Annotated in this window: 12 protein-coding genes and 2 tRNA genes; 1 reads left to right on the top strand and 13 read right to left on the bottom strand. The window is 51.9% G+C overall.

What is annotated here, in order from left to right; genetic code table 11:
• Positions 1-97: 97 nt before the first annotated feature.
• The 9 genes from nlpI to AAEY27_RS02775 all read right to left on the bottom strand — a co-directional run bounded on the left by nlpI (position 98) and on the right by AAEY27_RS02775 (position 10,325).
• Positions 98-982, bottom strand: coding sequence for a lipoprotein NlpI (gene nlpI / locus AAEY27_RS02815; protein WP_342323410.1), 885 nt, complete (start codon positions 980-982; stop codon positions 98-100).
• 108 nt (positions 983-1,090) lie between these two features.
• Entirely contained in the window at positions 1,091-3,226 is a 2,136-nt protein-coding gene (gene pnp / locus AAEY27_RS02810; protein ID WP_342323409.1) for a polyribonucleotide nucleotidyltransferase, read from the bottom strand.
• Positions 3,227-3,470: 244 nt separating this feature from the next.
• The gene (gene rpsO / locus AAEY27_RS02805; RefSeq protein WP_017457357.1) at positions 3,471-3,740 is read right to left on the bottom strand and encodes a 30S ribosomal protein S15; all 270 of its coding nucleotides are present in this window, start codon (positions 3,738-3,740) and stop codon (positions 3,471-3,473) included.
• Positions 3,741-3,886: 146 nt separating this feature from the next.
• Entirely contained in the window at positions 3,887-4,834 is a 948-nt protein-coding gene (truB, locus tag AAEY27_RS02800; RefSeq protein ID WP_342323408.1) for a tRNA pseudouridine(55) synthase TruB, read from the bottom strand.
• Positions 4,834-5,235, bottom strand: coding sequence for a 30S ribosome-binding factor RbfA (gene rbfA / locus AAEY27_RS02795; RefSeq protein WP_342323407.1), 402 nt, complete (start codon positions 5,233-5,235; stop codon positions 4,834-4,836). Before rbfA ends, truB begins: the two co-directional genes overlap by 1 nt.
• Before the next feature lie 97 nt (positions 5,236-5,332).
• Positions 5,333-8,047, bottom strand: coding sequence for a translation initiation factor IF-2 (gene infB / locus AAEY27_RS02790; protein ID WP_342323406.1), 2,715 nt, complete (start codon positions 8,045-8,047; stop codon positions 5,333-5,335).
• A gap of 24 nt (positions 8,048-8,071) precedes the next feature.
• The gene (gene nusA / locus AAEY27_RS02785) at positions 8,072-9,559 is read right to left on the bottom strand and encodes a transcription termination factor NusA (protein WP_342323405.1); all 1,488 of its coding nucleotides are present in this window, start codon (positions 9,557-9,559) and stop codon (positions 8,072-8,074) included.
• A 28-nt stretch (positions 9,560-9,587) separates the two neighbouring features.
• The gene (gene rimP, locus AAEY27_RS02780; protein ID WP_017457352.1) at positions 9,588-10,040 is read right to left on the bottom strand and encodes a ribosome maturation factor RimP; all 453 of its coding nucleotides are present in this window, start codon (positions 10,038-10,040) and stop codon (positions 9,588-9,590) included.
• 208 nt (positions 10,041-10,248) lie between these two features.
• Positions 10,249-10,325: transfer RNA gene (locus tag AAEY27_RS02775), tRNA-Met, on the bottom strand.
• Between the two features lie 374 nt (positions 10,326-10,699).
• Between AAEY27_RS02775 and argG the strand changes: the two genes are divergently transcribed.
• Positions 10,700-12,046, top strand: a complete 1,347-nt coding sequence (gene argG / locus AAEY27_RS02770; RefSeq protein WP_342323404.1) for an argininosuccinate synthase — start codon at positions 10,700-10,702, stop codon at positions 12,044-12,046.
• Positions 12,047-12,174: 128 nt separating this feature from the next.
• On the opposite strand, the gene AAEY27_RS02765 is transcribed toward argG, so the two are convergent.
• The 4 genes from AAEY27_RS02765 to folP all read right to left on the bottom strand — a co-directional run bounded on the left by AAEY27_RS02765 (position 12,175) and on the right by folP (position 15,006).
• Positions 12,175-12,261 (bottom strand) — tRNA-Leu (locus AAEY27_RS02765).
• 9 nt (positions 12,262-12,270) lie between these two features.
• Positions 12,271-12,600, bottom strand: a complete 330-nt coding sequence (secG, locus tag AAEY27_RS02760) for a preprotein translocase subunit SecG (protein WP_342323403.1) — start codon at positions 12,598-12,600, stop codon at positions 12,271-12,273.
• Between the two features lie 227 nt (positions 12,601-12,827).
• The gene (gene glmM, locus AAEY27_RS02755; protein WP_342323402.1) at positions 12,828-14,165 is read right to left on the bottom strand and encodes a phosphoglucosamine mutase; all 1,338 of its coding nucleotides are present in this window, start codon (positions 14,163-14,165) and stop codon (positions 12,828-12,830) included.
• Complete coding sequence (gene folP, locus AAEY27_RS02750; RefSeq protein WP_342323401.1) at positions 14,158-15,006, bottom strand: dihydropteroate synthase; 849 nt, start codon at positions 15,004-15,006, stop codon at positions 14,158-14,160. Before folP ends, glmM begins: the two co-directional genes overlap by 8 nt.
• Positions 15,007-15,103 lie beyond the last annotated feature (97 nt).

Below are 15,103 nucleotides of genomic sequence, written 5' to 3'. Positions count from 1 at the left end.
AACCGGCTCAAAGTAGGTTGATTGACGAACAATAAAGCCCTCACCCGCGAAGGTGATGGCAATCAAAAGAGATTACGGGCTGATATATGTTCGTCAGCTATTGCTGGTCCGATTCTGCCAGGTCGTCTTGCTCCTGGCCCAAGAGCGCTAATTCCAACAATGCGTAACGATGCTCAACAAAATTATGGACGTTGTTGGCAACCGCTAGTTTGAACAGTGCCGTAGCGCTGTCCTTGTCCCCCAGACTTAGGTAGTACTTACCTAAATAGAAGTTGGTTTCACTGAGATGCTCAGCGAGCGAGGTGTTATCCGTTGCGTCCGCCTTCAGGCGATCCATCAGCGTTGGTTCGCTAATGTCACCGAGGTAGAACTCGACAATATTCCATCCCCATTGTTCCTTGTCCGATTTCTCGAAGCGCTGTTTCAGGGCTTCTTTCGCCTTGTTCTCATCGAGCTTCCGCTCAACGATGTAAAGCCACAGGCTACGGAAAGGATCATTAGGATCGTCTTGATAAAACGCCAGCAGATCATCTTGCGCTAACTTGTCACGACCGCCGTAATGCAGGGCGATGCCGCGATTTAAGTGCGCGTAGTTGTAAGTTGGATCAAGCTCAAGTACAGAATCAAACGCTTCATAGGCAGCATCAAAATTGCCTGCCTGCGTTAAATAAATGCCTAAGTAATTGAATACTTCCGGCATATCGGGTCGGATTGCCAGCGCTTGTGAGAAATCATTTCGCGCTAAAGCTCTCAAACCGAGGCTATCATACAATACTCCGCGCTCATATAAAAGCTGTGCGCGCTCGTCATCGGATAAAGCCCGACTGGCAAGAATTTGTTCCATGCGTGCCAGAATCACTTCTTGCTGCAAAGTCGGTTGCAATGGCACCGCGAGGACTTCGCTCTTACGCCAGGCAGAGTTGCTGCATCCTGCCAGCGTTAAAGCTGTCGCAACGAAACACCAGCGCAAAAAAGGCTTCATTTCCCACTCCCGAAGACAACAATTGGATGAACGTCCTGTCCCCCGGCTGCAAACATGGCGTCCTGCCTGCGAATAAGCCCTCCGCCGTAACGGAGGGCAAAGGCAACCTTACTCGCCCTGATCTGCTTGCGGCGCTTCTGACGCTTCAGCAGGCTGAGTTTGTTCAGTCGCTTCTTTAATGCTTAGACGAATACGGCCCTGGCGGTCAACTTCCAGAACTTTCACCGGTACTTCCTGGCCCATTTGCAGGTAATCAGTCACTTTCTCAACGCGCTTATCAGCGATCTGAGAAATGTGTACCAAGCCTTCTTTGCCACCACCGATGGCAACAAACGCACCAAAATCAACGATACGAGTCACTTTACCGTTGTAGATACGTCCTACTTCGATCTCAGCAGTGATCTCTTCGATACGGCGAATTGCGAATTTCGCTTTCTCACCGTCGGTTGCCGCGATTTTCACGGTACCATCGTCTTCGATTTCAATGGTCGTGCCGGTTTCTTCGGTCAGGGCACGAATAACGGAGCCGCCTTTACCGATAACGTCTTTAATTTTGTCCGGGTTGATCTTGATGGTATGGATGCGCGGTGCGAATTCAGAGATATCGCCACGCGGCGCGTTAATCGCCTGTTCCATAACACCCAGAATATGCAGACGAGCGCCTTTCGCCTGGTTCAGCGCAACCTGCATGATCTCTTTGGTGATACCTTCAATTTTGATATCCATCTGCAGTGCAGAGATACCGTCGCGGGAGCCCGCAACTTTGAAGTCCATATCGCCCAGGTGATCTTCGTCGCCCAGGATGTCAGACAGAACAACAAAGTTGTCGCCTTCTTTCACCAGCCCCATCGCGATACCCGCAACAGCGGCTTTCACCGGCACACCCGCATCCATCAGCGCCAGAGATGCGCCACAAACGGAAGCCATGGAAGAGGAACCGTTAGATTCGGTGATTTCAGATACCACACGTACGGTGTACGGGAATTTATCTGCTTCCGGCATAACTGCCAGCACACCGCGTTTCGCCAGACGACCGTGACCAATTTCACGACGTTTCGGCGAACCTACCATCCCGGTTTCACCAACGGAGTACGGAGGGAAGTTGTAATGGAACAGGAAACTGTCAGTGCGCTCGCCCATCAGTTCGTCGATGTTCTGCGCATCACGCGCCGTACCCAGCGTCGCAGTAACCAGCGCCTGGGTTTCACCACGGGTGAACAGAGCGGAACCGTGAGTACGCGGCAGAACACCGGTACGAACGTCCAGACCACGGATCATATCTTTTTCACGACCATCAATGCGCGGTTCGCCAGCCAGAACGCGGCTACGAACAACGTTTTTCTCGATAGCGTGCAGGATTTCACCCAGCTCGTTAGCGTCAAGGGTTTCATCTTCAGCAACCAGCGTAGCGATGGTTTCGGATTTGATCACGTCAACCTGAGCGTAACGCTCCTGTTTGTCGGTGATGCGGTAGGCATCGCTCAGACGCGATTCAGCCAGTGCCGCTACGCGCGCGTTCAGCGCTTCGTTTACTACTTCTGGCTGCCAATCCCAACGCGGTTTACCTGCTTCTTTCACCAGATCGTTAATGTTCTGTATAACAACCTGCTGCTGTTCGTGGCCATATACTACCGCGCCCAGCATCTGGTCTTCGCTCAGCAGTTCTGCTTCGGATTCAACCATCAGCACAGCGGCTTCAGTACCGGCAACCACCAAGTCCAGCTTACTTTCTTTCAGCTCTTCCTGAGTTGGGTTCAGCACATATTGGTCGTTGATGTAACCCACGCGAGCGGCGCCAATCGGGCCGTTGAACGGGATACCAGACAGAGACAGCGCAGCAGAAGCACCGATCATCGCAACGATATCCGGGTTAACCTGCGGGTTAACGGAAACAACAGTGGCGATAACCTGAACTTCGTTAACGAAGCCTTCCGGGAACAGCGGGCGAACCGGGCGGTCAATCAGACGCGCGATCAGAGTTTCGCCTTCGCTCGGACGGCCTTCGCGACGGAAGAAACCACCTGGGATTTTACCAGCAGCGTAGGTACGCTCTTGATAGTTAACGGTCAGAGGGAAAAAATCCTGACCTGGTTTTGCTTTTTTCTGGCCAACAACAGTGACGAATACCGCGGTGTCATCCATGCTAACCATAACGGCAGCAGTGGCCTGACGTGCCATCATGCCGGTTTCCAGCGTGACGGTATGTTGACCATATTGGAATTTACGAACGATCGGATTCAGCAAAATTCTATCCTTTCTTAATGAACATCAGCACACCCAAGGCGTGCTGACAATTAAACCGGACCTTCTTGCATCCTCGCGACTAATGACAACCCTAACCCGCCCATTGCGGATAAAGCCTCTCATTAGCCGCGCGAACCTCTGCAATGAAGATCATACTTGGCAACAATACATTAGTTTACTGCCAATTGCTGCCGCCTGGTTGAAAAAAGGGGCCTTAAAGGCCCCTTCTTGAAACTCGCCAGACTTAGCGACGCAGACCCAGACGCTCGATCAGCGCGGTGTAGCGTGCAACGTCTTTACGTTTCAGGTAGTCGAGCAGTTTACGACGCTGAGAAACCATGCGCAGCAGACCACGACGGCTGTGGTGATCTTTTTTGTGCTCTGCAAAGTGACCCTGCAGGTGGTTGATCTGAGCAGTCAGCAGTGCAACCTGAACTTCGGTAGAACCGCTGTCGTTAGAACCACGACCAAACTCGGAAACGATTTTTGCTTTAGCTTCAACGCTTAGAGACATTTTGAACTCCAATAATAAAAAAATGAAAGGGTGCCAATCTCTAATTCAGCGCCCCCAGGTATAACGCCGGACGATGTTAAATACATAGCCCGGCGTTAAGCGGCAATATTCTACTCGTAGTCAGGGTTTCCCGCAAGGTAAGCCCGTTATACGGCAGGATACTCAACCACCAGACGACGCGGCGCAATACGCCCATCATCATCTATTTCGCCCATCCCGATGAACTTCGCATCATCACCTTCCGTCACGCGCACCAGCCCTTCAACTGGCACGCCAGACGCACGCACTGGTTGGCCATTTTTGAAATACGCGGCAACCATAGACGGAATATTCACCAGCGGGAAATCCGATGCCGGGCTGTCCATTGGCATCAGTAAGGGATCCAGCAACTGAGCCGCCGGAATCTCCTGCTGCTCAGCCTGCTCAACCAATTCACGCAAGTGTTCAAGCGTGACCATGCGTTCAACCGGATATTTACTTACCGCCAGCCGACGCAGGTAGATAACATGCGCACCGCAACCCAACTTCTCGCCGAGATCATCAATGATAGTGCGAATGTACGTGCCTTTCGAACAATGGATTTCCAATTCTAGTTCGTTGCCTTCGTGGCGAATAAACAGCAGTTCGTAAACAGTGATTGGCCGTGCTTCGCGCGGGACATCAATGCCCTGGCGCGCATATTCGTAGAGCTTCTTTCCCTGATATTTCAGGGCTGAATACATCGACGGCACTTGTTGCGTATCACCGCGAAAACTTTCCAGCGCAGCGGCCAGCTGATCGGCGCTGAACGTAACGGGACGTTCTTCGACAATCTGCCCATCTGCATCGGACGTATCGGTACGCTGCCCAAGGCGAGCAATCACGCGATAGCGTTTGTCGGAGTCCAGCAGATATTGGGAAAACTTCGTCGCCTCGCCCAGGCAAATTGGCAGCATGCCGGTTGCTAGCGGATCCAGCGCACCGGTATGCCCGGCGCGGTTGGCATTGTAGAGACGTTTTACTTTCTGCAGAACATCATTGCTGGAAGCGCCCTGCTGTTTATCCAGCAACAGCACGCCATGCACGTCGCGACCGCGACGACGAGGACGACTCATCAGTCCTCCTTGCTGTCGTCCGGGTTAACACGACGTTCATCATCGTGTTTCACCACGCTGGTCACCAGGTTGGACATGCGCATCCCTTCGACCAAGGAGTTGTCGTAGAAGAACGTCAGTTCAGGCACGATACGCAAACGCATCGCTTTACCCAGCAAGGTGCGGATAAAACCAGATGCATCCTGCAACGCCTTGATGCCTGCTTTTACAGACGCTTCATCTTTGTCGTTGAGGAAGGTAACAAACACTTTGGCATAAGCCAGATCGCGAGAAACTTCGACCCCGGAAACGGTAGTCATCATACCCAGACGCGGATCTTTGATTTCACGCTGCAGGATAATTGCGATCTCTTTTTGCAATTCCTGAGATACGCGCTGCGGGCGACCAAATTCTTTCGCCATAATAATTCTCCAGACTAAAAAGGGGCCGTAGCCCCTTTTGATATTGCTTGCCGGATGGCGCTTCGCTTACCCGGCCTACGTTGCGTTATCGCGTTGATTATTCGATGGTGCGCTGGATTTCGATAATTTCGAATACTTCGATCATATCGCCAGTGCGTACGTCATTGTAGTTCTTCACGCCGATACCACATTCCATACCGTTACGGACTTCGTTAACGTCATCTTTGAAGCGGCGCAGAGATTCCAGCTCACCTTCATAGATAACCACGTTGTCACGCAGAACGCGGATTGGGTTGTGACGTTTGACGACACCTTCGGTAACCATACAGCCTGCGATCGCACCGAACTTCGGTGATTTGAACACATCGCGAACTTCGGCCAGGCCGATGATCTGCTGTTTCAGTTCCGGAGAGAGCATACCGCTCATCGCCGCTTTCACTTCGTCGATCAGGTTATAGATGACGGAGTAGTAACGCAGATCCAGACCTTCCGCTTCGATCACGCGACGCGCAGAGGCATCGGCACGCACGTTGAAGCCAACCAGAATCGCGTTGGACGCAGCAGCAAGAGTCGCGTCTGTTTCGGTGATACCACCTACGCCGGAACCCACGATCTTCACTTTCACTTCGTCAGTAGACAGTTTCAGCAACGAGTCGGAAATCGCTTCCACAGAACCCTGAACATCGGCCTTCAGTACGATGTTCACTTCGTGAACTTCGCCTTCGGTCATGTTGGCAAACATGTTTTCCAGTTTGGATTTCTGCTGACGCGCCAGTTTGACTTCGCGGAATTTACCCTGACGATACAGAGCCACTTCACGCGCTTTCTTCTCGTCACGTACCACTGTCGCTTCGTCACCTGCTGCCGGAACGCCGGACAGACCGAGAATTTCCACCGGAATAGACGGACCCGCTTCAGTCACTTCGCGACCAAGTTCGTCACGCATCGCACGGACACGCCCATACTCGAAGCCACACAGAACAATGTCGCCTTTATGCAGCGTACCTTCACGAACCAGTACGGAAGCAACCGGACCACGACCTTTATCCAAGAAGGATTCGATGACCACACCACTCGCCATACCTTTACGTACGGCTTTCAGTTCCAGGACTTCGGCCTGCAGCAGGATAGCATCCAGCAGCTCGTCGATACCGGTACCGGCTTTCGCAGATACGTGTACGAACTGGCTTTCGCCGCCCCACTCTTCCGGGATGATGCCGTACTGAGAGAGTTCGTTCTTAACGCGATCCGGATCGGCTTCCGGTTTATCAATTTTGTTGACTGCAACTACAACCGGCACCTGCGCCGCTTTCGCGTGCTGGATAGCTTCGATGGTCTGCGGCATCACGCCATCATCTGCAGCAACAACCAGTACAACGATATCCGTTGCCTGAGCACCACGAGCACGCATTGCGGTAAACGCGGCGTGGCCTGGGGTATCCAGGAAGGTGATCATACCGTTGTCGGTTTCAACATGGTAAGCACCGATGTGCTGAGTAATGCCACCCGCTTCACCGGAAGCCACTTTCGTTGAACGAATGTAGTCCAGCAGAGAGGTTTTACCGTGGTCAACGTGCCCCATGATGGTCACAACCGGCGCGCGCGATTCTACCGCTGCACCTGTGTCACGGTCGCTCATTACCGCTTCTTCCAGCTCGTTTTCACGACGCAGGATAACTTTGTGACCCATTTCTTCCGCAACCAGCTGCGCGGTTTCCTGGTCGATAACCTGGTTGATGGTGGCCATTGCACCCAGTTTCATCATCGCTTTGATGACCTGAGAGCCTTTGACTGCCATTTTGTTAGCCAGCTCGCCAACGGTCAGGGTTTCGCCGATTACAACGTCACGGTTAACAGCCTGAGCCGGTTTCTGGAAGCCCTGTTGCAGAGAAGAGCCTTTACGCTGACGGCCGCCTTTACCACCGCGAACCGCTGCACGCGCTTCTTCACGGTCAGCTTTGCTTTCCGAGTGCTTGTTACCTTTCTTCGGACGCGGCGCTTTAGCGGTACGGGTACGACTACGACCACCTTCAACTTCGCGATCGTTATCATCTTCCGCCTGACGCGCATGCTGGGAAGTGGTTACATGATAATCGCCAGTTGTCTCTTCTTCTTCAGTGCTGGCAGCAACCCAGCCATTTTCATTTTGTTCTGCCATACGACGAGCTTCTTCCGCTACGCGACGTGCGTTTTCTTCCAGTTTACGACGAGCCTCTTCTTCCGCTTTGCGCTTGAGTTCTTGCGCTTCGGCTTCACGACGGGCTTTATCCGTCTGGGCTGCTCTGGTCATTTCGTCAGATTGTTGGTTGCTCACTTTGCTATTTTCCGCAGCCTCGCGTTTTGCATTTTCAGCATTATCGCGTTTAGCTTTTTCTTCAGCCTCACGTTTCAGGCGACTTTCGGCCTCACGCTTGGCTTTTTCCTCGGCTTCTCGCTCAGCGGCATCCTCTGCTTCACGACGGGCCTTCTCTTCCGCTTCACGCATCGCCTCTTCTTCCGCAGCGAGACGTTCAGCCTCTTGTGGATCGCGTTTTACAAAGGTGCGCTTTTTACGGACTTCGATCTGCACCGATTTACTTTTACCGCCGGTGCCCTGAATATTTAATGTGCTGCGCGTTTTGCGCTGCAGCGTCAGCTTATCAGGCGAGGAGCCGTGTTCACGGTTCAAATGCGCTAATAGCGTCTGCTTTTCTTGTGCCGTCACTGAATCTTCAGCGGACTTGCGGATCCCTGCATCAGCAAATTGCTGTACCAGGCGGTCCACAGAGGTTTGAATCTCAGCGGCCAGCGTTTTTACGGTTACATCTGTCATGCTGTTCCTTCCTGCTACAGTTTATTACGCTTCGTCACCAAACCAGCAAATATTACGTGCGGCCATGATGAGCTCACCTGCTTTCTCGGTGGTTAACCCTTCGATATCGCTCAGGTCATCTACACCTTGCTCGGCGAGGTCTTCCAGCGTACAAACACCACGAGCAGCCAGTTTGAAAGCCAATGCACGATCCAGACCTTCCAGGTTAAGCAGGTCTTCAGCGGGTTCTTTATTACCCAAACTTTCTTCCTGCGCCAGCGCCAGGGTGGTCAATGCATTTTTCGCACGATCACGCAGGGCTTCGACGGTATCTTCGTCCAGACCATCGATTTCCAGCAGCTCTTTGATTGGCACATAGGCCAGTTCTTCCAGCGTTGAGAAACCTTCTTCAACCAAGACAGTGGCGAAATCTTCGTCGATATCCAGGTAGCGAGTAAAGGTATCAATCGCTGCATGAGCCTCAGCCTGATGCTTGGACTGCAGGTCCTCAACGGTCATTACGTTGAGTTCCCAGCCGCTCAGCTGAGACGCGAGGCGCACGTTCTGGCCGTTACGGCCAATCGCCTGCGCCAGGTTGCCCGCTTCAACCGCGATATCCATCGTGTGTTTGTCTTCATCCACTACGATAGAAGCGACATCAGCCGGTGCCATTGCATTGATAACGAACTGAGCAGGATTGTCGTCCCACAGCACGATATCAATACGCTCACCGCCGAGCTCAGTCGAAACCGCCTGAACGCGAGCACCGCGCATACCAACGCATGCACCGACCGGATCGATACGTTTATCGTTGGTCTTCACTGCGATTTTGGCGCGTGAACCCGGATCGCGGGCAGCGGCTTTAATTTCGATGACTTCTTCGCCGATTTCCGGTACTTCAATGCGGAACAGTTCGATCAGCATTTCCGGTTTGGAACGCGTCACGAACAGCTGCGCACCGCGTGCTTCTGGACGCACGGCATACAACACACCGCGAATACGGTCGCCCGGACGGAAGTTTTCGCGTGGCAGCATATCTTCGCGCAAAATCACGGCTTCGGCATTGTTGCCGAGGTCGAGTGTAATGTTGTCGCGGTTCACTTTTTTGACCACGCCGGTGATGATTTCACCTTCGTGTTCACGGAACTGATCGACAACCATTGCGCGCTCAGCTTCACGTACTTTTTGTACGATAACTTGCTTAGCGGTTTGAGTGGTGATGCGGTCAAACGTCACAGATTCGATCTGATCTTCAACGTAATCGTCAAGATTCAGGCTTTCATCTTCATAACGTGCCGCCTCGAGGGTGATTTCACGCGTTGGCTGAGTAACTTCTTCAACAATGAGCCAACGACGGAAGGTGTCAAAATCACCACTTTTACGATCGATGCTTACGCGCACATCAATCTCTTGTTCGTATTTTTTCTTGGTTGCTGTAGCCAGAGCACTTTCCAGCGCTTCAAAGATTTTTTCACGCGGAAGCGACTTTTCGTTAGAAACAGCTTCAACAACAGCCAAAATTTCTTTGTTCATTGGGGGCCTTTCACCTCAATCCAGACTGTTAAAAGTGGGGGACCAGGTTCGCTTTCTGGATATTGCTCAATGCGAACACTTCATCTTTACCTTCGACCGTAACGGTGATCATCTCGCCATCGACATCTTTAATGATGCCCTGCCATTTACGGCGATTCTGAACCGCCATACGCAGAACCAGCGAGACTTCGTCGCCCTTAAAGCGCGCATAGTGCTCAGCCGTAAACAAAGGACGCTCAAGACCTGGTGAGGAAACCTCCAGGTTGTAAGCTACGGTAATCGGATCTTCTACATCCAGTACCGCACTGACCTGGTGGCTGACATCAGCGCAATCATCAACATTGATGCCATCTTCACTATCAATATAGATGCGCAGCGTAGATGTGCGACCGCGCACAAATTCGATACCGACCAGCTCATAGCCCAGTGCTTCAACCGGTGCCGTAATCATCTCTGTTAATTTTTGCTCTAATGTGGACAAGTCCACCCCCAAGACATAAAAAAAGGGCGTATAGCCCAGTTATTTCGTACTCAGATAACAAAAAACCCCGATAAATCGGGGCTTTAAATAACTGAACCCTATAGCCGCAACTGCGGCCTGGAGAACCTTCCATGAGTATTTTTTTCAAATCCAGCGACGAAGGCGTTAAGTCTTCATAGTATATTTGAAAAAGAACACTTAGGGAAAGTGGTTGCGGGGGCCGGATTTGAACCGACGACCTTCGGGTTATGAGCCCGACGAGCTACCAGGCTGCTCCACCCCGCGCCTGAAACGTGGCAAATTCTACCCGGTTGAGCGTGAATTTGCAAATAATGCTGGGATTTGGTACCGAAGACGGGACGTAAAACCGGCTTGCAGTATATTGATAAACATAACGATCTGTCAACCGTCTACACTTAGCATCCCGTGCGCCGCGGGTATGCATTTTATTGGAATAGTTTTTAAGCAAGCGATGCGCGTTTTCCTTCAATATCGTAATGAAAATTGCACTCTTCTCTTTCGGTCTCTACCAAAAGATGATTAAATGAAAACTCATTTATTTTGCATAACCATTCACTGTTCATCTTGGTCGAATGGCACAAATAGCATGGCGTGGCTGTTAAGTCTCTCACCATCGGTCTATCAAGCAGGGATTTTTTATGACAACGATTCTCAAGCATCTTCCCGTAGGTCAACGTATTGGTATCGCTTTCTCTGGCGGTCTGGACACCAGCGCAGCGCTGCTGTGGATGCGCCAGAAAGGCGCGGTTCCTTATGCATATACTGCGAACCTGGGCCAGCCTGATGAGGATGACTATGAGGCGATTCCCCGTCGCGCTAAAGAATACGGTGCGGAAAATGCTCGCCTGATCGACTGCCGCAAACAGTTAGTCGCTGAAGGCATCGCCGCCATTCAGTGCGGCGCATTCCACAACACCACCGGTGGTTTGACCTACTTCAATACCACGCCGCTGGGCCGTGCAGTCACCGGCACAATGCTGGTTGCGGCGATGAAAGAAGATGGCGTGAATATCTGGGGTGACGGCAGCACCTATAAAGGAAACGATATTGAACGTTTCTATCGTTACGGCCTGTTGACCAATGCCGAGCTGAAAATCTACAAACCGTGGCTTGATACCGACTTTATTGATGAGTTGGGCGGTCGTCAGGAAATGTCCGAATTTATGACCGCATCGGGTTTCGATTACAAGATGTCGGCCGAGAAAGCCTACTCAACCGACTCCAACATGCTGGGCGCAACGCACGAAGCGAAAGATCTCGAATTCCTTAACTCTAGCGTGAAAATCGTTAACCCGATAATGGGCGTTAAGTTCTGGGATGAGAGCGTTAAAATCCAGGTCGAAGAAGTGACGGTCCGTTTTGAACGTGGTCACCCGGTTGCCCTGAATGGCAAAACCTTCGCTGATGACGTGGAACTAATGCTGGAAGCAAACCGTATCGGTGGACGTCACGGTCTGGGCATGAGCGATCAGATCGAAAACCGTATTATCGAAGCAAAAAGCCGTGGCATCTATGAAGCGCCGGGGATGGCACTGCTGCATATTGCTTACGAACGTCTGTTAACCGGTATTCATAACGAAGACACCATCGAACAATATCATGCGCATGGCCGCCAGCTTGGGCGTTTGCTGTATCAGGGCCGTTGGTTTGATCCGCAAGCGCTGATGCTGCGTGATTCCCTCCAACGTTGGGTAGCGAGTGCAATTACCGGTGAAGTAACGTTGGAATTGCGCCGTGGTAATGACTATTCGATCCTCAACACCGTTTCCGACAATCTGACCTACCAGGCAGAACGTCTGACCATGGAAAAAGGCGACTCGGTGTTCTCACCTGACGATCGTATCGGCCAGCTGACCATGCGTAATCTGGATATTACGGATACCCGCGCAAAGCTGTTCAATTATGCTCAGACGGGTTTACTGTCGAACACTTCCGGTAATGGTCTGCCACAGGTTGAGAACCTGGAAAATATCGATAAGAAGTAATCGCTCCAGACATGCAAAAAGCGCCTCGGGGCGCTTTTTTATTGGCTGCGAAGCGTAGGTATTTATGCCGCAGACAGAAAGTACAGACGAAAAAAAAGACATCTTACGATGTCTTTTTTTCGGAATGTTGGTACCGAGGACGGGACTTGAACCCGTAAGCCCAATCGGGCACTACCACCTCAAGGTAGCGTGTCTACCAATTCCACCACCTCGGCACGACTTACTTATTGCGGGATATCGCTGGTCGGCTGCGCCGGAGCTGGCTGAGTTTGCTCAGTCTTCGCCGGTGCGCTCAGATTTTCCCACTCGCTTCCTTTATTGGTTTTGTTGCTGTTAATGTTGCCCAACACAAGGCTAATAATAAAGAACAGAGTTGCCAGCACAGCAGTTGCACGAGTCATGAAGTTACCAGAACCACTTGAACCGAACAGCGTACCTGACGCACCAGCGCCAAAGGAGGCTCCCATGTCAGCGCCTTTACCTTGCTGCAGCATGATCAGGCCTACAAGAGCCAGCGCCACAATAAGGAAAACTACTAAAAGAGCTTCGTACATAATCAACCTGTTCCTTGCGGGGTTGCCGCAGCCAATGCTTCAAACCAATAAAAGTGGGATGTTTCTTGCTTTCCCACTGAAGCGGGTGTGAATACTAACCAAAGCGAATGACCTTCGCAAGGGCAATTTCAGTGCATTTTATCAAGTGCGGAAAAAAACAGCAAAACTGCGAAGTCCGGCTAACAAAAAGACAGCAACAGCTGCCTTTTTAGTCACTTATCACGCAATTATACGGCTTTGACTGCGTCCGCGATGCGATTTGCCAGCGCTATCACTTGCGTCTCATCTTCACCTTCGACCATGACGCGAATTAATGGCTCTGTGCCAGACTTACGCAATAGCACACGCCCACGGTTACCGAGCGTCGCTTCAACGTCTGCTGTTACCACTTTTACTGTTTCATCTTCGAGCGGATCGCCCTTGCCTGCCGTGAAACGCACATTGACCAGCACCTGCGGGAACATTTTCATACCACTGCACAGATCATGCAAAGTCATATGGTTACGCACCATCGCCGCCACAACCTGCAAGCCTGCGACAATGCCATCACCGGTAGTGGTTTTATCCAGCAGAATCACGTGGCCTGAGTTTTCGGCGCCGATGCGCCAGCCTTTTTCCTGCATTTTTTCGAGCACGTAGCGGTCACCCACTTTCGCGCGCGCGAACGGAATTCCCAACTGCTTAAGCGCCAGTTCCAGACCCATGTTGCTCATCAATGTGCCCACAGCACCACCGCGCAGTTGCCCCTGACGTAACCCTTCGCGTGCGATGATGTACATGATCTGATCGCCATCGACCTTATTACCTTCGTGGTCAACCATGATGACGCGGTCGCCATCACCATCAAAAGCGATGCCCAAATCCGCTTTCTCTGCCTGCACTCGCTGCTGCAACGCGTTTACATCAGTCGCGCCGCATTTTTCATTGATGTTTACACCGTCCGGCTCGCATCCCATCGCAATCACTTTTGCGCCCAGCTCACGGAAAACGTTCGGCGCAATGTGGTAGGTCGCGCCATTGGCACAATCGACAACGATTTTTAGGCCATTGAGGCTGAGTTCATTCGGGAAGGTTGCTTTGCAAAACTCAATGTAACGGCCTGCGGCGTCGACAATGCGGCTTGCTTTGCCAAGCTCGGCGGAATCCACACAGGTCAGCTCTTTTTCCATCTCAGCTTCGATGGCTTCTTCAACCGCATCCGGCAGTTTAGTGCCATCAATAGAGAAGAATTTGATGCCGTTGTCATAAAACGGGTTATGGGAAGCTGAAATCACAATTCCCGCCTCGGCGCGGAATGTGCGAGTCAGATAGGCCACCGCCGGGGTTGGCATTGGGCCAGTAAATGATGCGGAAAGCCCGGCGGCTGCAAGACCTGCCTCCAGCGCGGACTCCAGCATATAGCCAGAGATACGGGTATCTTTGCCGATAATGATTTTACGCGAGCCGTGGCGCGCCAGAACTTTCCCTGCGGCCCAACCCAGTTTCAGTACGAAATCAGGGGTGATCGGTGCGTCGCCAACTCGGCCACGAATGCCATCAGTGCCAAAATATTTACGATTACTCATAGCGTTTATTTTCCTTCGCTGACAGTGTGGCTTCCACCACCCGCATAGCTTCAACCGTTTCTTTTACATCATGAACACGAATAATCTGCGCACCTTGCATTGCGGCGATCACCGCACACGCCAGGCTGCCACTTAAGCGCTCGGACGGCCCAACATTCAGCAATTGCCCAACCATCGATTTGCGTGACATTCCTACCAGCAACGGTAAGCCGAAATGGTGAAATTCAGATAACCGGGCAAGCAGCGCATAATTGTGGGTGAGATTCTTACCGAAACCGAATCCAGGGTCGAGCAACAATTTCTCTTTTGCGATCCCCGCACGTTCGCAGCGCGTAATATGTTCGGTGAAAAAATGGTTCACATCGGCAAACACATCAGCATATTTTGGGGCTTCCTGCATAGTTTTCGGCTGCCCTTGCATATGCATCAGGCAGACCGGTAAGCCAGTCTGTGCGGCAGCCTCCAGCGCGCCGGGTTCCGTCAGCGAGCGAATATCATTGATGATATGCGCCCCAACATGCGCGGCTTCGCGGATCACTTCAGGCTTCGAGGTATCAACAGAAATCCACACCTCAAAGCGCTGCGCAATTGCTTCTACGACCGGAATCACTCTAGCAAGCTCTTCTTCCACGCTGACATCTGCCGCACCGGGACGGGTGGATTCTCCGCCGATGTCCACAATCGTCGCACCCGCGTTGATCATCAAGTTTGCGTGTTTGACCGCCTCAACCAGCGTGTTATGCGTACCGCCGTCAGAAAACGAGTCTGGCGTAACGTTAAGGATCCCCATGACATGAGGATGAGACAGCTCAAGCGTGGAGCCCTGGGCATGAAGTTTCATGACGAAAGTCCCTGAAATATTGCGGTTATGCGATAAAGAAAAACCCCGGAGCAAGCCCCAGGGTTTCGTTAAGTACTGATCATCAACAGCGGAGAAC

The organism is Kosakonia sp. BYX6 (genome assembly GCF_038449125.1).
GTDB lineage: Bacteria > Pseudomonadota > Gammaproteobacteria > Enterobacterales > Enterobacteriaceae > Kosakonia > Kosakonia calanthes.
The sequence above is the reverse complement of the archived record's forward strand: the minus strand, read 5'-3'. Positions and strand labels throughout refer to the sequence as shown.

Excerpts from the sequence above, each read along its gene's own strand:
- nlpI (WP_342323410.1), bottom strand. The coding sequence starts at position 982 with ATGAAGCCTTTTTTGCGCTGGTGTTTCGTTGCGACAGCTTTAACGCTG.
- nusA (WP_342323405.1), bottom strand. The coding sequence starts at position 9,559 with ATGAACAAAGAAATTTTGGCTGTTGTTGAAGCTGTTTCTAACGAAAAG.
- folP (WP_342323401.1), bottom strand. The coding sequence starts at position 15,006 with ATGAAACTTCATGCCCAGGGCTCCACGCTTGAGCTGTCTCATCCTCAT.
- rbfA (WP_342323407.1), bottom strand. The coding sequence starts at position 5,235 with ATGGCGAAAGAATTTGGTCGCCCGCAGCGCGTATCTCAGGAATTGCAA.
- argG (WP_342323404.1), top strand. The coding sequence starts at position 10,700 with ATGACAACGATTCTCAAGCATCTTCCCGTAGGTCAACGTATTGGTATC.
- truB (WP_342323408.1), bottom strand. The coding sequence starts at position 4,834 with ATGAGTCGTCCTCGTCGTCGCGGTCGCGACGTGCATGGCGTGCTGTTG.
- secG (WP_342323403.1), bottom strand. The coding sequence starts at position 12,600 with ATGTACGAAGCTCTTTTAGTAGTTTTCCTTATTGTGGCGCTGGCTCTT.
- rpsO (WP_017457357.1), bottom strand. The coding sequence starts at position 3,740 with ATGTCTCTAAGCGTTGAAGCTAAAGCAAAAATCGTTTCCGAGTTTGGT.
- glmM (WP_342323402.1), bottom strand. The coding sequence starts at position 14,165 with ATGAGTAATCGTAAATATTTTGGCACTGATGGCATTCGTGGCCGAGTT.
- infB (WP_342323406.1), bottom strand. The coding sequence starts at position 8,047 with ATGACAGATGTAACCGTAAAAACGCTGGCCGCTGAGATTCAAACCTCT.